Source organism: Novosphingobium sp. FW305-C-30-35, from assembly GCF_058783135.1.
On sequence record NZ_JBYSYJ010000001.1, the window covers coordinates 1,216,152 to 1,241,033 of the forward strand.

Here is a 24,882-nt window from a genome sequence, read left to right on the forward strand (position 1 = left end):
TTACGCGAACCTTCGTTAACACCGCCGAGGTTCCCGCCTGCGCGGGGACGCCAAAGGTTCCGGCCTACTTCACCGGATCGGCCGCCTTCGCAGCCTTGGGCGCGAATTCCTTGCCGAAGAAGCTGCCTGCGTACCACTTCGGCCGCTCCGCCCCGTTGGCGAGCCCCATCACGGTGTAGTAGTTGACCTTGGCAAACAGCGCACCGGCATCCCAATTGAACGGCAGCTTCAGATCGTCGCTGGGCTGATGGTAGTGATCCTTTAGGAAGCTGCGGAAGGCCTTTTCGCCCGGCCCTTCGAAGCCGGTCATCATGAACACCGCGGGCACGCCCTGCTGCACGAAGCGGTAATGGTCCGAGCGGGTGAACAGCCCCTCCTCGGGCATCGGATCGGGCGAGAGCTTGATCCCCGCCTTTGTCGCCGCTTCGGCCACGACCTTGCCCATCGTCGAATTTTCGGCACCGAAGGCCACGACATCACTGGACATGTAGGTCAGCACCGGCATGTCGAAGTTGACGAGGCCTGTAACCTCACCCTTCACGACCGGGTTGCGCGCCAGATAGTCGGAGCCGATCAGACCGCCTTCCTCCCCGGTCAGCGCCGCGAACATCACCGAACGGCGGGGCTTCTCCTTCGCCACGGCACGCGCCACCTCGATCATCGTCGCCACGCCCGAGGCATTGTCCATGGCGCCGTTGTGCAGCGTGTCCTCGCCTTTCCCATGCACGCCGATGTGATCGAGATGCGCGGTCATGGCGATGAACTCGTCCGCAACCCGCGGGTCGCTTCCCGGCAACATGGCAACCACGTTCTCGCTGACCACGTCCTTCCACGTCTGCGCATAGGACAGGCTGGCGCGAGCTTTCATGGCAAAGCCCTTGGGCTTGCCGCCGGTCCTGTTGGCCTCTGCAAGAATCTTCGCCAGCGGCTTGCCAGATGCGGCGAACAACGGCGCGGCAGCATCGGGGTTGAGCGTCGCCCCGCCCTTGATACCCGGCGTGCGGCTGAAGGACCTGCCATCAGCGCCGACCCAGCCCTTGGCCGGACCATCAGAGATCGCCACGCGCTTGTCCCACGGGCGGCGGGCGGTATCCTCGATCGTCGGCACGCTGATCACGCCGATCGCGCCGCGCTTCATCGCCATCATCGCCTTGTCGGAATTGAGGTGCGCGCCAAGCTCGCTCGGCGTGCCCTTGGGAAAGCCGGTCAGCACGACGACGATCTTGCCCTTTACGTCGAGGCCCTTGTAGTCGTTGAATCCAAGGTCCGGGCGGTCGAAACCGAAGCCTGCAAACACAAGCGGCGCTTCGAACGACACCTTGGCGTCGGTCAGGCTGGGCCGCACCAGCAGTTGCGCCGTATCGGACAGCACAGTCTCCTTGCCGCCATAAGTCAGCGCGAGCTTCGGCGCGCCATCCAGCCTTGCCTCGCGCACCGTCAGCTTCTGGAAGAACGAGCCATCGGCGGCGGCAGGCTTGAGCCCCAGCGCAATGAACTGCGAGGCAACGTAACTGGCGGCGATGTCGTAACCGCGGCTGCCGGTATCGCGCCCTTCCAGCAGATCGTCGGCCAGGAAGGTCACGTGCGCACGCACGGCCTGCGCATCGAACACCGGCTCCTCGGCCAGGGCAGGAACTGCTGCGCCAGACAGCAACAGCGCAGAAACAAGCAGCTTGACGTTCATCGGTCTCTCTTTGTCGTTTGTCGAAACGGATCGCGTGGCACCTGCCCATTGGGCACGCTCCACTTGCGCGCGCGAGCATGGGCACTAGAAAGTTTCCAATCAAACCAAATCTGGGAGCTGTGGCTAAGCCGACATTCAGGCTGGACCTGCTCTTCGACCTCGCACAACCCCCGCAGCGCGCCTGTCCGCTGCCACTTCACGGGACACTCATGCAGCACAAACTTTCCGCCAGCCTGCTTGCCCTTGCCGCATCGACCGCGCTTGCATCACCTGCCCTTGCGCAGGAAGCAAAGCCTGCCCCGCTCTCCGACCTCGTTGCCAAGGTCCAGATTCCCTACGAAAGCTTCAAGCTCGACAACGGCCTGACCGTGCTGGTCAACACCGACCGCAAGGCTCCGGTGGTCGCGGTCTCGGTGTGGTACGGCGTCGGCTCGAAGAACGAGCCCAAGGGCAAGACCGGCTTTGCCCACCTGTTCGAACACCTGATGTTCAATGGCACCGAGAACGTGCCGGGTGATTTCTTCACGCCGCTGCAGCAGGTCGGCGCCACCGACGTCAATGGAACCACCTGGTTCGATCGCACCAACTACTTCGAGACCGTGCCCACCGCCGCGCTCGACATGGTGCTGATGATGGAATCGGACCGCATGGGCCACCTGCTCGGCGCGGTGACGCAGAAGGTGCTCGATAACCAGCGCGCCGTCGTCCAGAACGAAAAGCGCCAGGGTGACAACAATCCCTACGGCATCGTCGAGTACGAACAGCTCGAAAACCTCTACCCCTCGGGCCACCCCTACCATCACTCGACGATCGGCTCGATGGCCGACCTCGATTCGGCAGGCCTCGAGGACGTGAAGGGCTGGTTCACCGACCATTACGGGCCCAACAATGCGATCCTCGTCCTTTCGGGCGACATCGACGCGGCTACCGCAAAGGCCAAGGTCACCAAGTGGTTCGGGAACATCAAGCCGGGCCCGCAGGTCAAGCCGGTCAGCGCCCCGGTGCCGACGCTTCCCGCCACCGTCGCCAAGACGATCAAGGATCAGGTTGCCACCACGCGCATCTACCGCATGTGGGCCGTGCCCGGTCTCGACAACCCCGACTATCTGCCGCTCGATCTTGCCGCCTCGGTGCTGGGCGGCCTCGCCTCTTCGCGCCTCGACGACGCGCTGGTGCGTGAACAGAAGGTCGCCGTTGCGGTTTCGGCCGATGCCGAAGTGTTCGCGCAGGCCGCGCAGTTCGTGATCAAGGCCGATGTCACGCCGGGGCAGGACCCGGCCAAGGTCGCTGCCGCGCTCGATGCCGAAATCGCGAAGTTCATCAAGGACGGCCCGACGCAGGACGAACTGCTGCGCGCCGCAACCTCTGCCACCGCCAACGAGATCCGCGGGCTGGAACGCACCGGCGGCTTCAACGGCAAGGCCCCGACACTGGCCGAGGGCCTGCTCTACAACGGCACCCCCGAGCATTACCGGCAGGAGCTTGATCGCACCGCCCAGATGACGCCCGCCGAGGTCAAGGCCGCGCTGGGCAAGTGGCTGACCCGCCCCGCCTTCGCGCTGACGGTGGAGCCGGGCGAGCGCACCGAAGGCGGCGAAGCGCGTGGCGGCTTTTACACCAACGGCGCAACCGGCATGCGGCCCGCCTACTTCCGCGATCCCGACATGCCGGCCAAGGGCGTGCCTGCCCCGGCAGTCGCGGGCGCGGACCGTTCGAAGCTGCCCGCCGTCGGCCAGCTTGCGCCGCTCGACTTCCCGGCGATCCAGCGCGCGACGCTCATGAACGGCATTCCGGTCTATTTCGCCAAGCGTTCCGAAGTGCCGACCGTCTCGGTCCGCGTCAGCTTCGATGCCGGCTATGCCGCCGATCCGAAGTCGGCGCTCGGCACCGAATCGCTTCTGCTCAGCCTGATGGATGAAGGCACGCAGAAGCTCTCGGGCTCGGAATTCGCGCGTGAGCGTGAACGCCTCGGCGCCAACATCTCGCTCTCGGCAACCAGCGACCTGACCTCGTTCCAGGTCGATGCGCTCTCGCCCAACCTCGGTGCATCGCTCGGCCTGCTTGCAGACGTGGTGCGCCGTCCGGCGCTGGCTCCGGCGGACCTCGAGCGCGTGCGCACCCAGCAGCTCACGGCGATCTCGGCCGAGATGAAGAGCCCGCAGGCGCTCGCCGCCCGAGTGCTCGTGCCAACGCTCTACGGCAGCCACCCCTATGCCTTCCCGTCGAGCGGCCTGGGCGATGCCGAAGTGGTCAAGAAGCTGACGCGCGAAGACCTGCTGGCCTTCCACGCCCGCTGGTTCCGCCCGGATACCGCGCGCATCTTCGTGGTGGGAGACACCACGCTCGATGCGGTGGTCAAGATGCTGGATGACAGCTTCGGCAACTGGCCTTCGAACCGCATGGCCCGCCCGGTGAAGGACTTCTCCGCCGCGGTCCCGGCCCAGAAGTCGCGCGTGATCCTCGTCGACCGCCCCGGCTCGCCGCAGTCGTTCATCATGGCCGGCAAGGTGATCGACGCCAAGGGCACTGATGACACCGTCGCGCTGAACACCGCCAACGACATCCTGGGCGGCAACTTCCTCGGCCGCATCAACATGAACCTGCGCGAAGCCAAGGGCTGGACCTATGGCGCCTACAACGGCGTCAGCGAACCGCTCGACAAGGTCCGTTTCCAGGTCATCGCCCCGGTCCAGACTGACCGCACCGGCGATTCCCTGGTCGAGATCAAGCGCGAGATCGACGAGTACGGCAGCACCAAGGGCGTGACCGCAGAGGAGCTGGACTGGTCGACCAAGGGCAGCGCCCGCGAACTGCCCGGCATGTTCGAGACCAGCGCCGCAGTGCTTGATGGCCTTGCCAAGATCGTCAACTACCAGCGCCCGGATGACTTCTACGAGACGCTTTCCGCGCGCTACGGCAAGATGACCGCCGCCGAGGTGGACAAGGCGTTCCGCTCGAAGATCAACTCGGACGGCATGGTATGGGTCGTGGTCGGCGATGCCGCCAAGGTGAAGCCGCAGCTCGACAAGTTCGGCCTGCCGGTGGAGGAAATGGCCGCGCCGAAGTAAGCTTTCGCAGCTCGAATCGGATTGGGGGGCGTGCGGCAAGCGCGCCCCCTTTTTCGTGCCACCAACCGCGCGCAACGCTTCGTCACGCGGCCCGCCTTGCTATTGACACGTTTGTAGATAGACTTCGCTCAGCACACCATAATGGGAGAGCATCAATGTCCGTTGCCGGCACCTACAATTGCGTGACCCACACCCCGATGGGCGACCAGACCAGCACCTTCACCGTCAACGTCAATGGCGACAGCTTCACCGGCACCAACGCCGGCCAGATGGGCTCGATGGAAGTCGAGAACGGCAAGGTCGATGGCAACACGCTGACCTGGCAGATGAAGATGACCGTGCCCATGCCGATGACGCTGGATTGCACCGCAACGATCGAAGGCGACACCCTGACCGGCAAGGTCACGGCGGGCATGTTCGGCACATTCCCGATGGAAGGGACGCGGGGGTGAATCCCAGTAGTTCAGCAAGTCCGAGCCTGTAACGCGTTCGATTTATCCTTTCAGACGGATTCGTAATTGTGGAACCGCCCGCCCTGTGCAAGTAAGCGCGCAGGGTGGGGGTGTTCAGGTACTATGCATCTGTTTGCAAGCTTCGTGACAGGCGTTGCCGCGCTGGCCGCGCAAGGATTGGATGGCCAATCTGCATCGGCAACCAGCTCAGCACGAATGTCGACAGAGGCGCAATCGGGTCAATCTGCCCAACAGCCAGCCGCCACAACGCTCGAGTTGCCAGTCGGCACGGCTGTTTCCGTCGCGATTGCCAGCGAACTATCGTCCAAGACCAGCAAGACCGGTGACCGCTTCGATGTGATCGTGGTCGAAGATGTCTCCATGGCTGGAACGGTCGTGATCCCGAAGGGAACTGTGGGTCACGGCGAGATACTCTATACGGGTGACAAAGGCAGCTTTGGCAAGGCGGGCTTCATCTACATCACCCTGCGCGATCTCGTCGTCGGCAGTCGCACGATCATGCTTGACGGACGCTTCCGCCAGGAAGGCAAGAATCGCAACGGATCGACCGCAGCAACCTATTTCACGGTCGGCATCCTCGCGGGTCTCATCAAGGGCGACTCCGGCACCATCCCGAAGGATCTTGTCCTCAAGGGCAAGACCGGCGAGGCGATAAGCTTCATTCCAGCACCCGCAGTATCAGCGCCGCCGCGCGAGCCGAACAAGCCAGAGTCGCCTCTGCCTGCCAGCAGCATGCCTGCCGCGTCCGCCACCCCTATGTCCTGAAATCCTGAAATCCTTGCAAGACGAGAGGAAGAAACTTCATGCCCAAGATGAAATCCAGTTTCGCTGCTGCGGTGGCAGCAATTTCGTGCGCATTGTCCGGCACCGCCCTGGCACAGGAAGCCAGCACGTCGGCAGCGCCGGCGACGACGGAGGCTGCAGCGCCTGCCGCTCCCGCTTGTGAACTCCACGTCTTCCCGACCATCGAAGGTCAGGCGCAGACGACCGGCTGGCTCTCCGGCTTTGGCATCATTGGCGCGGTGGCCGATGCATCCGCGAACAAGAACCGCAACGTCGGCGATGCCGCGTATCTCAAGGAAGCGCTGGGGCCAGCGATGCAGGTCGATGCGCTCAAGGCGCTCGACCTTGCCGCCGCACTGAAGTTGCCGGCGTCGCAGGTGATCTTCGAAACGCCGATCGCCGATCGCAACGTGACAACCAAGGCGGGCAACCGGCTCTCGGCCTCCACCGCGCCGTGTTACGCCGAGCTGATCGTCACGCAGAACCTATACACCAAGCGCGCAATCTACGGACGTGCGCTCAACAACCGGTTCATCGTCAAGGACTTCCGGACCGGAAAGACCAAGACCGACCTGCAAAAGGGACGCGGCGGCAATGGCCTGAGCCTGTTCCCGCCGAAGACCACCGAAGAGGCAGAAGGCGCAGAGAAGGAACTGCGTGACGTGTTCACCAAGAACTTCCTCGAGTTTGCTGGCACCCTGAAGGCGACCAAGTAAGGAAACTGCGGGAGGGAGAGCTCGCGCTTCGCCCTCCCGCACTGGCTAGCGACACACAGACAATCGATCCATAGGAGCACTGCCCTTGAGGCTATTTGCCAAGGCGGGCTTGGCCGCCGTTCTTGCCTTGCTGGCAGCAGATCCGGCATTCGCCGGCTCCCCCAACCTGGCCAAGGGACCACTGACGCTCGCCCAAAAGGATCGTGCAGCGCCCGAAGATCGCGCCGTCCAGATCGTGGTGGACACGCCGCAGATTGGCGCAACGGTCGAGATCGGACGTGTCATCCCGGATCTTTCAGCAGGTTCGAAGATCACGGCTCTAACCAGCATAGCCCAGCGCGAGGCGGACTTCGCCATCACTCCGCTGCGCGCAGCACTCAAGGACTACGACGCAAACGCCAAGGCGCTGGACGCAGCCAAGGCTGGCCTTGCCGTCGTGCCGTGGGTCAATCCGGCACCATTGGAAACTGCCGTCGAGCCCGGCGCCACGCGCCCACTGGATTTCATCGCCGTCGCCAAGACGCCAACCGTCGGGCTCGTGCGGATCGGATATTACCTCTCGCCCGATGCCACGCGCATCGAAGCCCGCGCGGATCTCGAGATCGTGCGCAAGGCGGGCAAGGGCGGTGCCACGGTGACTGTGCTGGTCTTGCAGCATGTTACCAGCGCCGTCGTGCTGAACAAGCCGTCGTTCGTCGTACGCGAGAACGTTGCGCGCTGGTCAGCCAACAATGGAGAGCTTGCCCGCAGCGCCATTGATCGTGCACTCGGACAGTTGCGCGATCTTATTCCGCAGTCGCTGGCGCTGGACACCGGAAGAGTGGCTTCCTTTGCCACCATGACTGACATGGCGCAGGCTGCAGGGCGCTTCGGCCCTGTGGTCGATCGTGGAACAGCTGGCCCCGGCAGCATGGTGATCTGGTCGAAGGGTCTGGTCGGGGTAATGCCCGCTTCGAACTGATTTGACCGGTACGGCATAGACACCAGCACTTCGGGCGGAGCGCACTGCGCACCGCCCACCGCGCCAGCAAGATCAGGCCAGCTTCTTCTTCAGCAGTTCGTTGACGACGCCGGGGTTGGCCTTGCCCTGCATCGCCTTCATCGTCTGGCCGACGAAGAAGCCGAACAGGGCTTCCTTGCCCGCCTTGTACTGTTCGACCTTGTCGGCGTTGGCTGCAAGGATGCCGTCGATCGCGGCTTCGATGGCGCCGGTGTCCGAGGTCTGCTTGAGGCCTTCGCGCTCGACGATGGCGGCAGCGCCGTCGCCGCTTTCCAGCATCTTTTCCAGCACCTGCTTGGCGATGGAGCCCGAAATCGTGCCGTCGGCGATCAGTGCGAGCAGTTCGGCCCCTGCTGCCGGGCTGACTGGCGAATTGTCGAGGCCCTTGCCGAGCTTGTTCAATGCGCCGAACAGTTCGGAGATCAGCCAGTTGGCCGCCTGCTTGGCGACATCGGCTTCGCTCTTCTTCGCCTTTGCCGCGGTTTCGGACAACAGCACTTCGAACCAGCGCGCGGTCTCGACATCGGCCGTCAGCACACCGGCGTTGTAGGCCGAGAGGCCCAGCGCGGTCTCGTAGCGGTGGCGCTTGGCGTCGGGCAGTTCGGGCAGGCTCGCGCGGCAATCCTCGAGGAAGGCATCATCGAGTTCGAGCGGCAGCAAATCGGGATCGGGGAAGTAGCGATAGTCGTGCGCGTCTTCCTTGGAGCGCATCGAGCGGGTCTCGTTGCGGTCAGGATCGTAGAGGCGCGTTTCCTGCACCACCGTGCCGCCATCCTCGATCAGGGCAACCTGGCGCTTGGCCTCCTGTTCGACCACGGCCATGACGAAGCGGACCGAGTTGACGTTCTTGGTTTCGGTGCGGGTGCCGAAGGGTTCTCCGGGGCGGCGGACCGAGACGTTGACGTCGGCGCGCATCGAACCCTGGTCCATGTTGCCATCGCACGAGCCGACATAGCGCAGGATCGTGCGCAGCTTCGAAAGATACGCTCCGGCCTCGGCCGGGGAGCGCATGTCGGGGCGGCTGACGATCTCCATCAGCGCGACGCCGGAGCGGTTGAGATCGACATAGGACATCGTCGGGTGCTGATCGTGCATCAGCTTGCCCGCGTCCTGCTCCACGTGAATCCGCTCGATCCCGATCGTCTTGGTCGATTCCGGGTTCTTGTCGTCAAGCTGGATCTCGATCGAACCCTCACCCACGATCGGATGGTAGAGCTGGCTGATCTGGTAGCCCTGCGGAAGATCGGCGTAGAAGTAGTTCTTGCGATCGAACCGCGACCACTTGTTGATCTGCGCGTTGATGGCCATGCCGGTGCGCACCGCCTGGCGGATGCACTCCATGTTCGGCACGGGAAGCATGCCTGGCATTGCCGCATCGACGAGGCTGACCTGCGTGTTCGGCTCGGCCCCGAAAGCGGTGGCCGCGCCCGAGAACAGCTTGGCATTCGAAGTGACCTGCGCGTGGACTTCGAGGCCGATCACGACCTCCCATTCGCCGGTTGCGCCCTGGATACGATATTCGCTCATGATCCGCCCGATAAGGTGTGAGGGATGGGTTGGAAAGGGGTCAAATCGCCGGCCTGGGCACCGGTCGCCCGGCCACGCGGCGCGACCAGCTGCGCGCCGGTTGCTCGATTAGCCTGGCAAAAGGCACGGCGACGATCAGGCACAGTGCCATGATGAGAAGTTTCATGCTGTCAGCTTGCCAAGCCGGGCCGGTCAGGGCGTCTGCCCCGCCAATGGTGGAATCGGCAATCATCAGCCCCAGGCGCGGCTGGAACACGGCCAGCAGATCGAACACGCGGCCGATCACGAAGACGTGGACCATGTAGAGCGCATAGGACATCGTTCCGAGCCACTGGAATGGCGCTGCGCACAGCAGGCGCGAAATGAGCCCGCGCTGGAGTGCGGCCAAGGCCACCAGCGCAGTGGCGGCAAGATCGAAGGCCAGGAGACTGCCGCTGCCCCACAGCGCCGCGCCAAGAGCGAGGAGCGCCGCGCCTTCCAGCACGGTCGCCAGGGAGACCGGCAGCGTCGGCGGCGTCGAGCGTTGGTAAGCGCGATGGAGAGCCAGGCCCAGGCCGAACCCGGCAATGCCGCGCCCGATGTTGGACGCCAGGCCGTAGAACGGTCCGCCAAGCGCAACGTATGTCAGCACGGCCACGGCAAGCGCCAGCCACGCCATCCAGCTGCGCTGTCCGCCCGCGCGCCAGCCTGCGGCCGCAAGCAGGTAAAGCAACATCTCCACCGATACCGACCAGCTTGGGTGGTTCCAGATGACACCCAGCGAAGGCACCACGCCCTGCAGCAGCAGGTAGGCAATCGGCAGGTCGGCCGGATCGCCCGTCCCCGCCATCAGGCCATGGGTGCGCAACTCCGGCCGCATCAGCCCCAGCGCCAGCATCGACAGCGCGAAAACGGTGAGCATCGCCGCATGCAGCGGCCACACGCGGCCCCAGCGCAGCCAGATGAAGCGGGAGAACGAAAAGCCTGCCGAGAGCTTCGCACCATAGGACGCGGCGATGACGAAGCCCGACAGCACGAAGAACAGATCGACCATGCGGCCGAAGTTCGCATCGAACCCCGCAGCGGAAATGCCGGCCATGGCAGGGATATGATGAAACACCACCCCCAGCGCCGCAAGACCGCGCAAGGCATCGAGGACGGGATAGCGCAAGGGCTTGGCTGCGCTGCTCCCGTCGGTCGACTGGCTTACCACCACTTCTCCGGTCGTGCGGTGAACTGCGCGCGCTGTTCGATGGCAAGGCTGGCGTTGAGCACGCCCTGCTCGTCGAACGCCTTGCCGATGACCTGAAGACCGAGCGGCAAGCCGTTGCGGTCAAGCCCGGCGGGCACCGACATCGCCGGAAGGCCCGCAAGGCTGGCGGGCACCGAGAACACGTCGTTCAGGTACATCTCCAGCGGATCGGCGCTCTTTTCTCCCAGCGCAAAGGCCGAGGACGGCGCGGTCGGGACGAGAATCACGTCTACGTCCATGAAGGCGTTGGTGAAGTCCCGCGAGATCAGGGTGCGGACCTTCTGCGCCTGCGTGTAGTAGGCGTCGTAGAAGCCGGCCGAAAGCACATAGGTGCCGATCATGATGCGGCGCTTCACTTCCGGGCCGAAGCCGGCAGCGCGGGTGGCAGCGTACATGTCCTGCAGGCCGGCACCGTCGGGCAGATGGCGCAGGCCGTAGCGCACGCCATCATAGCGGGCGAGGTTCGACGAAGCTTCGGCAGGAGCGATGATGTAATAGGTCGGCAGCGCGTACTTCGTGTGCGGCAGCGAGATTTCGACGATCTCGGCGCCCGCGTCCTTCAGCCAGGCGATGCCGTCGTCCCACGACCTGGCCACGTCCGGGTCCATGCCATCAAGGCGGTATTCGCGCGGGATGCCGACCCTCTTGCCCCGCATGTCGGCGTTGAGGCATGCGGTCCATTCGGGCACCGGCAGGTTGAGGCTGGTCGAATCCTTGGGGTCGAACCCGGCCATGGCTTCGAGCATGATCGCGCAGTCGTTCACGTCGTGGGCCATCGCGCCTGCCTGATCGAGCGATGAGGCGAAGGCGACAACGCCCCAGCGCGAGCAGCGGCCATAGGTCGGCTTGATGCCGGAAATGCCGGTAAAGGCGGCAGGCTGGCGGATCGAGCCGCCGGTGTCGGTGCCGGTGGCGGCAGGGGCGATGCGCGCGGCGACGGCAGATGACGAACCACCCGACGAGCCGCCGGGGGCCAGCGGCGCCGTGTCACCCGGACGGCGCCAGGGCGAGATCACGTTGCCGAAAGCGCTGGTCTCGTTCGAGGAGCCCATCGCGAACTGATCGAGGTTGAGCTTGCCGAGCATGCCCGCGCCCGCGTCCCACAGCTTCTGCGAAACGGTCGACTCATACTCGGGCTTGAAGCCTTCGAGGATCTTCGAGGCGGCGGTGGTCTGCGTGCCACGGGTGGCAAACAGGTCCTTCATGCCGATCGGCACGCCAGCCATCTTGCCCAGTACCTTGCCCGCCGAACGGTCTGCATCGACCTTTGCAGCGGCTTCCAGCGCCTTTTCGGGCGTGGTGACGATGAAGGCGTTCAGGGCAGGCTGTGCTGCCTCTACCGCCGCGTTGAACGCGGTGGCGACTTCGGTGGCGGTAAACTCGCCCTTGGCCACGCCATCGCGGATGGCGGCAATGCCGAGATCAGTAAGGTTGGTCATCAGTTCGTCAATCCGGGGCTTGCGCAAGCGTGCTTCGACAGGCTCAGCACGAGCGGGAACAAGAGTTCATCCCAAGACCGCTCATCCTGAGCCTGTCGAAGGATGGGAGCAGAACGCTTCACTCGATCACCTTGGGCACGCCGAAGAAGCCATGTTCTGGCGCGGGCGCATTGGCCAGCACCGCATCGCGGATATCGCCGCCGGTCAGCGGATCGGCGTTGACCACGTCATCGCGCAGGCGCTGGTGGTTGGGGATGACGGCGGTCATCGGCTCGATCCCGGTCACGTCGACTTCGCCGAGCTGTTCGACCCAGGCGAGGATGCCGTTGAGTTCGGGGACCATCGCGTCAAGCTCGGCCTCGGTAACCTTGATGCGGGCCAGCGAGGCGATCTTCGCCACCGTGGCGGTATCTACGGACATGGCGGATACTCTTATCGGAAAGAAAAAAGGAACGCCGCGCGCTACCAGAGCGCACGGCGTGCTTCAAGCCGAGGCCGCCCAATGAGGGCGCCCGGCCAGGATCAGGGTTGCGGAGCGCCTTCGGGCATCGGCACGCCGCCCGGAGCGCCGCCTTCTGCGCCACCGGCCCCGCCCTGCATGCGCTGCATCTGTTCGAGCATCATGCGCTGCTGCTGGATTTCGGCAGCGCTGCGGAAATCGAGCAGTTCGATCTCGAAGACGAGGTCGGAATTGGCGGGGATCACCACTTCGCCGGTCTGCGGATTGCGCTTTTCCTCGGCGCCATAGGCCTTCTCGGACGGGATCTCGAGGACGTACTTGCCGCCCTTCTGCATCTTCGAAAGGCCCTCGGAGAAGCCAGGGATCACGGTCTCGAGCGGGAGGACCGCGTTCTGGCCCCGGTCGAATTCCTTGCCGCTGGCGAGACGCCCGACATAGTTGATCAGCGCGACATCAGCCTTGGTCGGCGAAGCGCCGGTGCCGGCCTTGACCGTCTCGATCTCGATGCCCTGATAGCGGGTGGCATAGGCCACGCCCGAACCGAGCAGGACTGCGGCAATGACGCCGAGCCAGATCTTGCCGACGGAGCCCTTGGCAACGGGCTGGAGCGGAACGCGGGTGATTTCCGACATGCTTTCCCCCTGGAGCGCGATTCGCCCGAATCGCGCCGGATGATTCGAATGACCTGACCGAAGCCCACGAAAAAGGGCGCCGGAGTGCGGCGCCCTCTTGGCCCATCAGGGCGCTTACGGCAAGTAGCCAGATGGAGCGTTTCCGCCCCGATCCGTCTTACTTGACGCCGTCACGCTCCTGGCGCTTGCGCTCGAGCTTGCGGGCGCGACGAACGGCGGCAGCCTTCTCGCGAGCGCGCTTTTCCGAGGGCTTCTCGAAGTGACGACGCAGCTTCATTTCGCGATACACGCCTTCACGCTGCAGCTTCTTCTTGAGTGCACGAAGAGCCTGGTCGACGTTGTTATCGCGAACGAGAATCTGCATAAACCGCTACACCTCAATCTGACGGCGAGAGCCCGCGAAACCGGCGGGAGTCACCTTGAATCTGGAAACACAAAGCAAGCCGAATCCGTACAGGACCGGCCCGAACGGGAGCGCCATTAGTCAAAACGCCCCACAAAGGCAAGCAAAGTCGTGCGTTTTATGGCTGAGCCGTAACTCGCGTTCCGGCAGCGGCACCGGCCCGCTCCCCCGCCCGGCCACCCACGAGAGTATCCTGAATGGGTGGCCGGGCGGGGGAGCGGGCCGGTGCCGCGTCAGGAATTACGGCTTTCGTAAATCCGGTCCAGACACTAATAGCCCTTCATGAACTCTCCCAATACATTGACGGCAACTGCCCTCGTCGCCCTTGGTGGCGGCATCGGCGCCATGCTGCGCTATCATGCGGGGCGCGCCGTAACTGCGTTTTCCGGTCCCAACACCGTGTTCCCATGGGGCACTTTCCTGATCAACGTCAGCGGCAGCCTGCTGATGGGGCTGCTGGCCGGATGGCTGGCGCGGCAGGACGGCAGCGAATCGCTGCGCCTGCTGCTGGGCGTCGGCGTGCTTGGGGGCTTCACCACCTTCTCTGCCTTCAGCCTTGAAACGGCGATGCTGATGCAGCGCGGACTTTATGGCATGGTCGGCTTCTATGCCCTGGGCTCGCTGCTTGGCGGCGTGGCCGGGCTGTTCCTTGGCCTTTCGATGATGCGAGGTGCAGCATGAGCCGCGGCAAGGTTCCGGACGACAACGTCCGCCAGTTCACCGTGGGCCGCGACGATGCGGGCGCGCGTCTGGACCGCTGGTTCAAGCGTCACCTGCCACAGGTCGGCTTTGCCACCGTTTCGCGCTGGGCCCGCACCGGGCAGATCCGCGTCGATGGCAAGCGCGCCGATGTCGATACCCGGCTTGAAGCGGGCCAGACCTTGCGTGTCCCTCCCGGCAATGCCACGCCGGTCGGCGCCGGGATCAAGGGCCAGCGCGTGCGCAAGCCGCTGAACGAAGAACAGATCCAGCTTGCCGAATCGATGGTGCTGGAAAAGGACCGCGCCGCGATCGTGCTCAACAAGCCGCCGGGCCTGGCAACGCAAGGCGGCAGCGGCACGCACGAGCATGTCGACGGGTTGCTTGATGCCTATGCCGCCGATGGCGAACCGCGCCCGCGTCTGGTCCACCGGCTCGACAAGGACACGTCGGGCGTCCTGCTGATCGCGCGTACGCCCGGCAGCGCGGCGTTCTTCTCCAAGCACTTCTCCGGTCGTTCGGCACGCAAGATCTACTGGGCGCTGGTCGTCGGCGTGCCCGAAGTGAAGGACGGGCTGATCGAACTGCCCCTGGCCAAGCAGCCGGGCACGGGCGGTGAGAAGATGATGGTCGATGAAAGCGGCCAGGGCCAATCGGCGCGCAGCCGCTACCGCGTGATCAGCCGCGCCGGCAATTCGGCCTCGTGGGTCGAACTGCAACCGCTGACGGGCCGTACCCACCAGCTGCGCGTGCACATGGCGGCGATCGGGCACCCGATCGTCGGCGATGGCAAGTACGGCGGGCAGGCCGCGTTCCTGACCGGCACGATCAGCCGCAAGATGCACCTCCACGCCCGCCGCCTGCGGATCGAGCATCCCGAGGGTGACCTGATCGACGTGACCGCCCCCCTGCCCGCGCACTTCGCCGCGAGCATGGCTAGCCTCGGCTTCTACGAGGAAGACGGTGACCTGCCGCTGGAAGCGCCAAAGCTGCTGGACGAGAAGACCTTCCAGAAGCGCGCGGCCAAGCAGCATGCCAAGGAATACCGCAAGGAACGCCGGGGCGAACGCCGCAAGCGCGCGGACGGCGAAAAGGGCGCGGGCAGTGCCGGACGCAAGCCCACCGGCAAGCGGGCCGCTTCTGCGAAGGGCGCAGCTCCCAAGAGCAGTGCGGTGAAGAAGGGACCTGCCAAGCCTGCAGGAAAGGCCGCCGGCAAGCCAGCTGCGGCGCGTAGAGCGCCGGCGGGCAAGCCCGCATCCAGAGCACGGAAGGACTGATGCACCCCAACCCGTCCTTCCGGCACGACGACCGCGACCTGTTCGAGGCGCTGATTGCCGAGATCGGGTTCGGGATGGTCTTTGCCACGGTGCCGGACGGGCCGCGCGTCGCCCATGTGCCACTGCATTCCACGGGGGACGGCGCGGTACAGTTCCACCTCGCACGCGGCAATGCTCTCACAAAACATCTCGACGGGATGATGGCGCTGGCGGTGGTCAACGGGCCGGATGGCTACGTCAGCCCCCGCTGGTATGCCGACCCGGCGCAAGTGCCGACGTGGAACTACGTTGCGCTCGAGATGGAAGGTAGGGTGCGGAGAATGGATCAGGACGGGTTGCGAGGGCTTCTCGAAACGGTCTCCGATGCGCACGAGGCACGGCTGTCCGAGGGCACGCCCTGGACGATGGACAAGATGCCGGAGGACAAGCTGCGTGCGATGATGGGCGGCATCGTCGGCTTCGAGATGGAAGTGCTGGCATGGCGACCGACCTTCAAGCTATCGCAGAACAAGAGCGCCGACGAGCGCGCACGCGTGGCGGCCGGGCTTGAGGCAGAGGGCTCGCCGGCCATTGCCGAACTGATGCGGAGGCTTGTTTCTTGAAGCTGGCCATATTCGATTGCGACGGCACGCTGGTCGATAGCCAGGCCGACATCTGCGCGGCAATGGACGCGGCGTTCAAGGCGGCGGGCCTGATACCGCCCGAACGCCAGCTGACGCGCCGCGTCGTCGGCCTTTCGCTGCACGAGGCTATGCGTCAGTTGCACCCTGAGGGCGAGCACCACGAGCATGCGAGCCTGACCGAGCTTTACAAGGACGCCTTCCGCGCGCGGCGGGCAGCAGGCGCCGTCGCAGAACCGCTTTACGAGGGCATTGCCGGGCTGATCGAGGAGCTGGCCGGGCAAGGCTGGCAGCTTGCCGTCGCCACCGGCAAGTCGGACCGGGGCCTGACCCATTGCCTCGCCACCCATGGGCTGACCGGCCACTTCGTCTCGTTGCAGACTGCGGACCGGCACCCTTCCAAGCCCGACCCTTCGATGATCGAACAGTGCATCGCCGATGCCGGCGCGGATCGTGCGCGCACGGCAATGATCGGCGATACCGTTTATGACATCCACATGGGCGTGAACGCGGGCGTGCGATCGTTCGGCGTGGACTGGGGCTATCACGAGACCGAGGAACTGATCGAGGCCGGGGCCGAAGCGGTAGCGACGAGCATCGAGGACTTGCGTGCCCTGCTGGGGAGAATTGCATGAGCGATCCTGCGCCCAGAGACCCGGCCCGAGACCCGGCAATGGGGCGCTATTTCGCGCTGCAGGTGGTGCGGCTGTCCGGCGCGCTGCTGGTGCTGCTGGGCGTACTGGTGCAGGCTGGCAAGGGACCGGGGCCGCTGGCTGCGCTCCCGCCGATTGCAGGCATCGTCCTGGCTCTCGTCGGCCTGTGGGACTTCTTCTTCCTGCCGCGCATCGTGGCGCGGCGATGGCGTACTCCGGAATAGGCAATGAAGCGTTTCTACAAAGCAGTGACGGTCGAGGCGGCAGACGGCGGCTTCGGGGTGAGGCTCGACGGGCGAGCGATCAAGACCGTGGGGGGCAGACCGCAAGTCGTGCCGACACAGGCGCTTGCCGAAGCGATGGCGGCGGAGTGGGAGCGCCAGAGCGAAGAGATCGATCCGGCGCTGTTCCTGTTCCGCGACATGGCGGACTATGCGATCGATGTCGTTGCCGGCGGCCCGGCGCAGGTCATCGCCGAGATCCTGCCCTACGCCGAAACCGACACGCTGTGCTACCGCGCCGAGCCGGATGAGGCCTTCGCCGCGCGCCAGCGGATGATGTGGGAGCCGCTGCTGGCGAGCGCCGAAGCGCGGCTGGGCGTGCAGTTCGTGCGCGTGACCGGCATCATCCACAAGCCGCAGCCGGTAGAGACGCTGGCTGCCTTGCGCGATGAACTCGAAGCGCTCGATGCATTCCAGCTTGCCGCGCTGCGCAACACGACGAGCCTTACCGCATCGCTGGTGATCGGCCTTGCCGCGTTGCGACCCGACGCCGACCTCGACGCGCTGTGGGACGCCGCCAACCTCGAGGAGGACTGGCAGGCAGAACTCTGGGGCAAGGACGCCGAGGCCATGGAACGGCGCGAAAAGCGCGCTGGCGCTTTTGCTGCGGCGGCGCGGTTTGCGGGGCTGGCAATCAAGTAAACCGCTGCGTCCCCGCGCAGGCGGGGACCTCGGTGCTGTTACAAAACCCTTCAGTAAACCGACTGAGGCCCCCGCCTGCGAGGGGGCGCAACAGTTGTATCCTTAGCCGACCCAGTCCGCCACCTGCTTGGCCACGGCATTGGCGGCTTCGTTAAGCGCGGGGCCGACATACTTCGCCTCGGCCTCGGTCACCGGCACTGTGCTTTCAAAGCGCTTCGTTTCGACACGCCCGCCACTTTCCTTGACCGCATCGTAGCGGACCACGGCGGACATGGTGCGCGCATCATAGCCCATGTCGAGCAGGCGGCCCGAGAGGTGGAGACCCGCAGCGCCCGGATCGTTCTCGATCACGAGGCGGCTGCCGCGTGCACGGATGGTTTCGGCCAGCAGGCGCTGGAACAGGCGCGAGGGACGTTCAACCCACATTGTCTTCTTGAGATAGGCGACGTTGGCATCGTCGATCTGCACCGGCACGCGGGTGACCGCGAGGCGCGCTTCGGCCGAGGGCTCCATCACCACCAGCGCATTAGCAAACGTGCCGCTGGTGGTGCTGCCCGCAGCAGGCGCGGCGGTGGGGGTCAGGGCGAGCAGCGTATCGGGCACCTTCGGGCCCAGGCTGACGCAGCCCGAAAGTGCGGCGAGGAGTGCGGGGACGACTAGGGCTTTACGGATCATCTTCATCGCCTCCTCAGTTCTTGTAGTCGGGCAGCTTGGGGCCACCGACGAAGCCGCCGACGCCCTGATCGTTCAGGCGGTCAGTCACTTCGCGCAGGGATCTGGTCGTCGCCTGAAGATCGCGGATCGCGGCTTCGGCAGCGGGCAGCGTGCGTTCGTTGAGCTGCCGTGCGGCCGGGCGGGCCTCGCTGAGCGTGCCCTGCAATTCATCAGCCGCGCCCTGAGCGGATTTCAACGTCTGGCGAAGCTGCTTGGCCAGGCCATTGGCATCGTTGTTGAGCATATTGTCGGCCGAGTTGGTCAGCTTCTCGAAGCTGGCCAGGGTATAGTTGGCCTGCCGCAGTGTTGCCTGCAGTTCGGCCAGCGTGCGCTTCACATCGGGCGAGGCATCGGCAAGATTTCCGGTCATGCGATCGGTATTGGCGAGAATATTCTCGATCGACTTCTGGTTCTTGTCCGACAGCACCATGGTCAGGCGCTCGGTCAGCGTGGCGAGGCGTTCGAGCAGGAGCGGGGCGTTCGAAAGGATTTCGCCAAGGCCGGAGCGCTTGGTCGGGATGACCGGCACGCCTTCGGGGCAGGTGGCGCGCTTGTTTTCCTTGGGGCAAGCGATCGGCGGGGCGCCCTTGACTGCGCCGGAAAGCTGGATCGTCGAAACGCCGGTGAAGCTGCCGAGCAGGCTGGCGGTTGTGCCCTGCAGGATCGGCACCTTGCGATCGACCGCAATGCGTACGCGGACAAATTCCGGGTCGCGCTCCCACAGCTTGATGTCCTTGACCTGGCCTGAAGGCACGCCCGAGAACGAGACTTCCGAGCCCTTGGCAAGGCCATCGACCGACTGCTTGAAGAAGATGTCGTATTCGTTGAGGTCGCCCTGGTTGAGACGCGCGATCCAGATGGTCAGCACGGCCGTCGCCGCCAGCAATGCCAGCGTGACCAGCCCGACCCAGATATGGTTTGCGCGCGTTTCCATCGCCTAGTCCTTATGCCCCTTCAGGATCAGGCGAAGAACGCCCAACGTCCGAATTAGTCGCCAGCGTGGCTTCATGCCGCGCAGTATCGTGCCGTTCCTGGGCATCCTGCGCCGCACGTCCGCGCGGTCCGTTGAAGTATTCCTGTATCCACGGATGATCGAGCGCGAGCAGTTCCGGGATCGTGCCAACGGCAATCACCTTCTTGTCCGCGATCACCGCCACCCGATCGCAGATTTCGTAGAGCGTATCGAGATCGTGGGTGATCAGGAATACGGTGAGATCAAGCGTCTGCTGCAGTTTGAGGATCAACTGGTCGAAAGCGGCCGCGCCGATCGGGTCGAGTCCGGCGGTCGGCTCGTCAAGAAACAGCAGTTCGGGATCGAGCGCGAGCGCGCGGGCAAGGCCTGCACGCTTCTTCATGCCGCCTGAAAGTTCGGACGGATACTTGCTTGTCGCTTCGGCGGGCAGCCCTGAGAGCAGGACCTTGTAGCGCGCGATCTCGTGGCGCAGCTCGTCGCTGATCTCCGGGAAGAATTCACGCAGGGGAACTTCGACGTTCTCTGCCACGGTCAGGGTCGAAAACAGCGCGCCGCCCTGGAACAGCACACCCCAGCGGCTGCGAATGTCGATGTCTTCATCATCGCGGGCATCGGTGATCGAACTGCCGAGCACTTCGACTTCGCCCGATTCCGGAATCTGCAGGCCGATGATCGTGCGCATGAGGACCGACTTGCCGGTGCCCGAACCACCGACAACGCCAAGGATCTCACCCCGACGCACATCGAGATCGAGGCCTTCGTGGATCACGTGATCGCCAAAGACATTGCGCACACCGCGCACGCGGATCGGATACTTGCCCTCGAACGGATCGGGCAGGTCGATCAGCTGTTCGGCGGTGGCGGCGTCCTGGTCCATCAGCCCCACCCGATATTCGTGAAGAACACCGCAAAGAAGGCATCGAGCACGATGACGGTGAAAATCGCCATGACCACCGCCGCCGTGGTGCGGGTGCCGACTTCCTCGGCATTGTTCTTGACCTGCATGCCCTGGTAGCAGCCCGCCAGCGCGACGATCAGTCCGAACACGGGCGCCTTGGTGAGGCCAACCCAGACATCGTGCAGCGGAACGACTTCCTGGACACGGGCGAGGAACGTGAAGAACGGGATGCCCAGCGTCAGGCTCGACAGGAAAGCCCCGCCAATGATGCCAAGGAAGGCCGAATAGAAGCCGAGCAGCGGCATCATGATCATCGTTGCGGCAATGCGAGGAACGACCAGCGCCTCCATCGGAGATACGCCGATGGTGCGCATGGCGTCGACCTCTTCGGTCAGCTTCATCGTGCCAAGCTGCGCGGCAAAGGCAGAACCGGAGCGGCCGGCGACCATGATCGCAGTCATCAGCACGCCAAGCTCCCGCAAGGTCAGGCGGCCGACGAGGTTGACGGTGTAGATCTCCGCCCCGAACTGACGCAACTGCACCGCCCCCTGCTGGGCAATGACGATGCCGACGAGGAAGCTCATCAATCCGATGATGGCGAGCGCGTTGACGCCGACCAGTTCCATCTGGTGGACCAGAGCCTTGCCACGGAAGCGCGAAGGATGGCGCAGCAGGGTGCCCGCAGAAAGGATCACCTGGCCAAGGAAGCCCAGCACCTGCAGCGCACCCTGGCCCAGCCCGGCCATGACCATGCCGACATGGGCGGGCACGCGTTCCAGCAGCGGCAGGCGGTGCGCAGTGACTGAATGATCGTTCGAATCGGCCTTGCGGATTGCATCGACCAGCTTCTGCGCTTCCTCGCTGCAGCCAATGATCTTTGCGTCGTTATCTCGCGAGAGGCGCCAGACTGTCCACGCGCCGACGGTGTCCATGCGGGTGACGCCGGAGAGGTCGATCGCGGCGATGGATTCGTCCAGCGAACGCAGCCGCGCATCGGCCAGGCCCAGCGAGGACACCGTCATCGGCCCGCGGAAGGCGAGCGTCGCGCCTCCCCCTTGCGCAGAGGCCTCAATCTGGAAATCGGTCAGTTCCCGCATCTTGCCCGCTTCATGGGGTATTTAGGCCAAGGCGACAAGTGCAACACAAGCGCCGTAACGGTGGAACAACCCTTCGAGTTCCCCGCAACGCTTGCAGGCGCGGGCCCGCGATGGCAAGGCGCTGCCCCATGAACGACAAGACTTCTGCAGAACTGGCCAAGACTTTCGAACCCGCAGGGATCGAGGCCAAGTGGTATGCCCATTGGGAAAGCAACGGGCTGTTCCGGCCCGAACGCCCCGACGCCGCGCCCTATACCATCGTCAATCCGCCGCCGAACGTGACGGGGTCGCTCCACATCGGCCACGCCCTCGACAATACGCTGCAGGACGTGGTGATCCGCTACGAACGCCTGAAGGGCAAGGATGCGCTGTGGGTGGTCGGCACCGACCATGCGGGCATCGCCACGCAGATGGTGGTCGAGCGCCAGATGGAAGCCCGCCAGGACAAGCGCACCAACTACACGCGCGAGCAGTTCGTGGACAAGGTGTGGGAGTGGAAGCACGAGAGCGGTGGCACCATCACCGGTCAGCTCCGGCGCCTCGGCTGCTCGATGGACTGGAGCCGTGAGCAGTTCACGATGGACCCGCACTTCACCCGCGCCGTGGTGAAGGTCTTCGTCGACCTCTACAACCAGGGGCTGATCTACCGCGACAAGCGGCTGGTGAACTGGGACCCCAAGCTCAAGACCGCGATTTCCGACCTCGAGGTGGAAACGCGCGAGACGCAGGGCGGGTTCTGGCACTTCAAGTACCCGCTGGCAGACGGTGTGAAGCGCGACGATGGCCTGGACTACATCGAGGTTGCGACCACGCGCCCCGAAACGATGCTGGCCGACATGGCCGTGGCCGTCCATCCAGAGGACGAGCGCTACAAGTCGGTCATCGGCAAGGAAATCCTGCAGCCGCTGACCGGCCGCCGGTTCAAGGTCGTGGCCGACGAGCATGCTGATCCCGAACTGGGTTCAGGCGCGGTGAAGATCACGCCGGGGCACGACTTCAACGACTTCGAAGTGGGCAAGCGCGCCGGGATCAAGCCCGCCGACATGCTCAACATGTTCGATGCCGAGGCCAGGGTGGTGCAGACAGCCGATGGGCTGGTGCCGGCCGAGTTCGTAGGCCTCGACCGCTTCGATGCGCGCAAGCTCGTGGTCGAGCGGATGAAGGAAGCAGGTTTCCTGATCCCGCACGTGACGAAGGACAAGGAAGGCAACGAGGTTCAGCACGATGCCGAGCCGCGCACGATCCAGACGCCGTTCGGCGACCGTGGCGGCGTGGTGATCGAGCCGTGGCTGACCGACCAGTGGTACGTCGATGCCGAAACTCTGGCCAAGGCGCCGATGGAAGCGGTGCGTTCGGGCGCGATCGAGATCGTGCCGAAGACCTGGGAAAAGACCTTCTTCAACTGGATGGAGAACATCCAGCCCTGGTGCGTTTCCCGCCAGCTGTGGTGGGGGCACCGGATTCCGGCGTGGTACGGCTCCGACGGCCAGTGCTACGTTGCCGAGACCGAGGAAGAGGCGCAGGCGAAGGCGGGCGCAGGCGTCACTCTGGAACGCGATAGCGACGTCCTCGACACGTGGTTCTCCTCCGCGCTCTGGCCCTTCGCCACGCTCGGTTGGCCCGATGAAGACGCGCCGCTGCTGAAGAAGCACTATCCCAACGACCTGCTCGTCTCGGGCTTCGACATCCTGTTCTTCTGGGATGCGCGCATGGCGATGCAGGGGCTGCACTTCATGAAGGAAGTGCCGTGGAAGAAGCTCTACCTGCACGGCCTCGTCCGTGCCGCCGATGGCGCGAAGATGAGCAAGTCGAAGGGCAACGTGGTCGATCCGCTGGGCCTGATCGACAAGTACGGGGCCGATGCCCTGCGCTTCTTCATGTGCGCGATGGAGAGCCAGGGCCGCGACGTGAAGATGGATGAGAAGCGCGTCGAGGGTTACCGCAACTTCGCCACGAAGCTGTGGAACGCCGCGCGTTTCTGCCAGAGCAATGGGATCACCGGCAGCACTTCAGTGGCGGCTCCTGCGGCGACCTCGGCGGTCAACAAGTGGATCATCGGCGAGGTTGTGGAAACTGTCGCCGCGCTTGACCAGGCGATGGCCGACCTGCGCTTCGATGCGGCGGCAAACACCGTCTACCACTTCGTCTGGGACCAGTTCTGCGACTGGTATATCGAACTGATCAAGGGCAACTTCGACCCCGAGACCAAGGCCGTGGCGGGCTGGGTGCTCGACCAGATCCTGGTGATGCTCCACCCGTTCATGCCGTTCGTGACCGAAGAGCTGTGGCATGCGCTTGGAAAGCGAGACGGCGAACTGATCGTGGCCGCATGGCCGAAGCCCGAAGCTGAAGTGGACGCAGCAGCCAAGCGCGAGGTCGAATGGCTGATCGCGCTGGTCTCGAACCTGCGCACGGCCAAGAACGAACTTGGCATTGCGCCGGGGGCCAAGCTCGACGCCTATCTGCCCGAACCTTCGGCGCTGACGCGCTCGATCATCGAGGCCAACCCGGCGGCAATCGAGCGTCTCGCGCGCCTCAACGGCATCCGCTTCGAAAGCGCTCCGGTCGGCGCAGCGATGCAGGTTGGCGCGGGCGATGCCAACATCGTCGTGCCGCTGGAAGGCGTGATCGACATTGCGGCAGAAAAGGCGCGTCTCGAAAAGGCGCTGGCCGCCTCGCAGAAGGAGGCAAAGTCGCTCGAGGGACGTTTGGGCAACCCCTCGTTTGTCGAGAAGGCCAAGCCTGAGGCGGTCGAGAAGGCCCGGGCCGACCACGCCATGCATGCCGCCGAGGCCGAGCGGCTGGCAGCGGCGCTGCAGCGGCTGGGGTGAACTTGCTTACCCTCGCCACGGTCAACCCCGGCGAGCCGGAGGTGTTCTCCTCTTTGCAGGGGGAAGGCCTCGGGCTGGGGCGGCCATCGGTGTTCGTGCGGCTATCGCGCTGCAACCTCGCCTGCCGCTGGTGCGACACCGCCTACACCTGGCGGTTCACGGGCGACAACCGCCCCCATCGCGACGAAGTGGCGTTCGAGCGCGGGGAAAATCAGCTGAAGATGAGCGAGGCCGACGCGGCCGCGCTGATCCTGTCCCACCCCGAGGACCGACTGGTTATTACCGGGGGCGAGCCGCTACTACAGGGTGCCGCGCTGGCGCGACTGGTGGCGCTGCTCAAGGCGGAGCGCCCTGCCCTGCATGTCGAGATCGAGACCAATGGCACCGTGGCAGTGCATCCGGAACTCGATCCGCTGATCGACCAGTTCAACGTCAGCCCCAAGCTGGCGCATTCGGGCAATCCGGCTGAACTTGCCCTTGTGCCGGAGCGACTGGATGCGTGGGCCCGCGATGGCCGCGCCTGGTTCAAGTTCGTGGTCGCGAGCGCGTCCGACCTTGCCGAGATTGCCGCTTTACAGGACTGCTACCGCATCGCCAGCGATCACCTGTTCGTAATGCCTGAAGGTACCGCGAGTTCAGTGTTGCGCGAACGCTCGCGGTGGCTGGCGGAGGAAGCGCTGGAGCGCGGCTGGCGGTTTACAGACCGGCTGCACATACACCTTTACGGGGATACGCGCGGGACCTGAGCCCTGCCCTGAAAACGAATGAACCCCCGCGCAGG

At 64.7% G+C, this 24,882-nt stretch carries 24 protein-coding genes; 13 read left to right on the forward strand and 11 right to left on the reverse strand.

What is annotated here, in order from left to right; translation table 11 throughout:
* Positions 1 to 64: 64 nt before the first annotated feature.
* Positions 65 to 1,684 carry a M28 family metallopeptidase gene (locus AC3WLM_RS05990; protein WP_492476884.1) on the reverse strand — a complete coding sequence of 540 codons (1,620 nt, stop codon included), beginning with the start codon at positions 1,682 to 1,684 and terminating at the stop codon, positions 65 to 67.
* A gap of 209 nt (positions 1,685 to 1,893) precedes the next feature.
* Here AC3WLM_RS05990 and AC3WLM_RS05995 point away from each other — a divergent pair, with 209 nt between their 5' ends.
* The 5 genes from AC3WLM_RS05995 to AC3WLM_RS06015 all read left to right on the forward strand — a co-directional run bounded on the left by AC3WLM_RS05995 (position 1,894) and on the right by AC3WLM_RS06015 (position 7,685).
* Positions 1,894 to 4,752, forward strand: coding sequence for a M16 family metallopeptidase (locus AC3WLM_RS05995; protein WP_492476885.1), 2,859 nt, complete (start codon positions 1,894 to 1,896; stop codon positions 4,750 to 4,752).
* Between the two features lie 155 nt (positions 4,753 to 4,907).
* Positions 4,908 to 5,204 (forward strand): hypothetical protein, encoded by a 297-nt coding sequence (locus AC3WLM_RS06000; RefSeq protein ID WP_492476886.1) that lies wholly within the window; start codon positions 4,908 to 4,910, stop codon positions 5,202 to 5,204.
* A gap of 216 nt (positions 5,205 to 5,420) precedes the next feature.
* Positions 5,421 to 5,990, forward strand: coding sequence for a hypothetical protein (locus AC3WLM_RS06005; RefSeq protein ID WP_492476887.1), 570 nt, complete (start codon positions 5,421 to 5,423; stop codon positions 5,988 to 5,990).
* Between the two features lie 47 nt (positions 5,991 to 6,037).
* A complete protein-coding gene (locus tag AC3WLM_RS06010) occupies positions 6,038 to 6,724 on the forward strand; it encodes a hypothetical protein (protein ID WP_492476888.1) in 687 nt (228 codons plus the stop codon).
* An 85-nt stretch (positions 6,725 to 6,809) separates the two neighbouring features.
* The gene (locus AC3WLM_RS06015; RefSeq protein WP_492476889.1) at positions 6,810 to 7,685 is read left to right on the forward strand and encodes a hypothetical protein; all 876 of its coding nucleotides are present in this window, start codon (positions 6,810 to 6,812) and stop codon (positions 7,683 to 7,685) included.
* Positions 7,686 to 7,757: 72 nt separating this feature from the next.
* Here AC3WLM_RS06015 and gatB read toward each other — a convergent pair whose 3' ends face one another.
* The 6 genes from gatB to rpsU form a co-directional block, all read right to left on the reverse strand.
* A complete protein-coding gene (gene gatB / locus AC3WLM_RS06020; RefSeq protein WP_492476890.1) occupies positions 7,758 to 9,251 on the reverse strand; it encodes an Asp-tRNA(Asn)/Glu-tRNA(Gln) amidotransferase subunit GatB in 1,494 nt (497 codons plus the stop codon).
* 40 nt (positions 9,252 to 9,291) lie between these two features.
* Positions 9,292 to 10,443 carry an acyltransferase family protein gene (locus AC3WLM_RS06025; protein ID WP_492476891.1) on the reverse strand — a complete coding sequence of 384 codons (1,152 nt, stop codon included), beginning with the start codon at positions 10,441 to 10,443 and terminating at the stop codon, positions 9,292 to 9,294.
* On the reverse strand, positions 10,437 to 11,921 hold the full coding sequence (gatA, locus tag AC3WLM_RS06030) for an Asp-tRNA(Asn)/Glu-tRNA(Gln) amidotransferase subunit GatA (protein ID WP_492476892.1): 1,485 nt from the start codon (positions 11,919 to 11,921) through the stop codon (positions 10,437 to 10,439). The genes AC3WLM_RS06025 and gatA overlap by 7 nt, the downstream gene beginning before the upstream one ends.
* 118 nt (positions 11,922 to 12,039) lie before the next feature.
* On the reverse strand, positions 12,040 to 12,342 hold the full coding sequence (gene gatC, locus AC3WLM_RS06035) for an Asp-tRNA(Asn)/Glu-tRNA(Gln) amidotransferase subunit GatC (RefSeq protein ID WP_039331689.1): 303 nt from the start codon (positions 12,340 to 12,342) through the stop codon (positions 12,040 to 12,042).
* A 101-nt stretch (positions 12,343 to 12,443) separates the two neighbouring features.
* Entirely contained in the window at positions 12,444 to 13,013 is a 570-nt protein-coding gene (locus AC3WLM_RS06040) for an FKBP-type peptidyl-prolyl cis-trans isomerase (RefSeq protein ID WP_039331687.1), read from the reverse strand.
* 157 nt (positions 13,014 to 13,170) lie between these two features.
* Positions 13,171 to 13,377, reverse strand: a complete 207-nt coding sequence (gene rpsU, locus AC3WLM_RS06045) for a 30S ribosomal protein S21 (protein ID WP_039331685.1) — start codon at positions 13,375 to 13,377, stop codon at positions 13,171 to 13,173.
* A gap of 321 nt (positions 13,378 to 13,698) precedes the next feature.
* Between rpsU and crcB the strand changes: the two genes are divergently transcribed.
* The 6 genes from crcB to AC3WLM_RS06075 are packed head-to-tail and all read left to right on the forward strand — an operon-like array spanning position 13,699 to position 17,588.
* Positions 13,699 to 14,097: a fluoride efflux transporter CrcB gene (gene crcB, locus AC3WLM_RS06050; protein WP_492476893.1), complete on the forward strand. Its 399-nt coding sequence runs from the start codon at positions 13,699 to 13,701 to the stop codon at positions 14,095 to 14,097.
* Entirely contained in the window at positions 14,094 to 15,392 is a 1,299-nt protein-coding gene (locus AC3WLM_RS06055; RefSeq protein ID WP_492476894.1) for an RluA family pseudouridine synthase, read from the forward strand. The genes crcB and AC3WLM_RS06055 overlap by 4 nt, the downstream gene beginning before the upstream one ends.
* Complete coding sequence (locus AC3WLM_RS06060; RefSeq protein WP_039331677.1) at positions 15,392 to 15,994, forward strand: FMN-binding negative transcriptional regulator; 603 nt, start codon at positions 15,392 to 15,394, stop codon at positions 15,992 to 15,994. Before AC3WLM_RS06055 ends, AC3WLM_RS06060 begins: the two co-directional genes overlap by 1 nt.
* A complete protein-coding gene (locus tag AC3WLM_RS06065; RefSeq protein WP_492476895.1) occupies positions 15,991 to 16,647 on the forward strand; it encodes an HAD-IA family hydrolase in 657 nt (218 codons plus the stop codon). The genes AC3WLM_RS06060 and AC3WLM_RS06065 overlap by 4 nt, the downstream gene beginning before the upstream one ends.
* Positions 16,644 to 16,889, forward strand: a complete 246-nt coding sequence (locus AC3WLM_RS06070; RefSeq protein ID WP_156452142.1) for a hypothetical protein — start codon at positions 16,644 to 16,646, stop codon at positions 16,887 to 16,889. The genes AC3WLM_RS06065 and AC3WLM_RS06070 overlap by 4 nt, the downstream gene beginning before the upstream one ends.
* Before the next feature lie 3 nt (positions 16,890 to 16,892).
* Positions 16,893 to 17,588 carry an ATP12 family chaperone protein gene (locus AC3WLM_RS06075; protein WP_492476896.1) on the forward strand — a complete coding sequence of 232 codons (696 nt, stop codon included), beginning with the start codon at positions 16,893 to 16,895 and terminating at the stop codon, positions 17,586 to 17,588.
* 102 nt (positions 17,589 to 17,690) lie between these two features.
* Here AC3WLM_RS06075 and AC3WLM_RS06080 read toward each other — a convergent pair whose 3' ends face one another.
* The 4 genes from AC3WLM_RS06080 to AC3WLM_RS06095 are packed head-to-tail and all read right to left on the reverse strand — an operon-like array spanning position 17,691 to position 21,270.
* Positions 17,691 to 18,263 carry an ABC-type transport auxiliary lipoprotein family protein gene (locus tag AC3WLM_RS06080; protein WP_062346692.1) on the reverse strand — a complete coding sequence of 191 codons (573 nt, stop codon included), beginning with the start codon at positions 18,261 to 18,263 and terminating at the stop codon, positions 17,691 to 17,693.
* Positions 18,264 to 18,276: 13 nt separating this feature from the next.
* The gene (locus tag AC3WLM_RS06085; RefSeq protein ID WP_039331668.1) at positions 18,277 to 19,236 is read right to left on the reverse strand and encodes an MlaD family protein; all 960 of its coding nucleotides are present in this window, start codon (positions 19,234 to 19,236) and stop codon (positions 18,277 to 18,279) included.
* A 10-nt stretch (positions 19,237 to 19,246) separates the two neighbouring features.
* Positions 19,247 to 20,152, reverse strand: coding sequence for an ABC transporter ATP-binding protein (locus tag AC3WLM_RS06090; RefSeq protein ID WP_062346658.1), 906 nt, complete (start codon positions 20,150 to 20,152; stop codon positions 19,247 to 19,249).
* Entirely contained in the window at positions 20,152 to 21,270 is a 1,119-nt protein-coding gene (locus tag AC3WLM_RS06095) for an ABC transporter permease (RefSeq protein WP_492476897.1), read from the reverse strand. The genes AC3WLM_RS06090 and AC3WLM_RS06095 overlap by 1 nt, the downstream gene beginning before the upstream one ends.
* Before the next feature lie 128 nt (positions 21,271 to 21,398).
* On the opposite strand from AC3WLM_RS06095, the gene AC3WLM_RS06100 reads away from it, so the two are divergent.
* Both AC3WLM_RS06100 and AC3WLM_RS06105 read left to right on the forward strand, forming a co-directional pair.
* Entirely contained in the window at positions 21,399 to 24,101 is a 2,703-nt protein-coding gene (locus AC3WLM_RS06100) for a valine--tRNA ligase (RefSeq protein WP_492476898.1), read from the forward strand.
* Between the two features lie 2 nt (positions 24,102 to 24,103).
* The gene (locus tag AC3WLM_RS06105) at positions 24,104 to 24,847 is read left to right on the forward strand and encodes a 7-carboxy-7-deazaguanine synthase QueE (RefSeq protein ID WP_193828446.1); all 744 of its coding nucleotides are present in this window, start codon (positions 24,104 to 24,106) and stop codon (positions 24,845 to 24,847) included.
* The last annotated feature ends 35 nt before the right edge of the window (positions 24,848 to 24,882 follow it).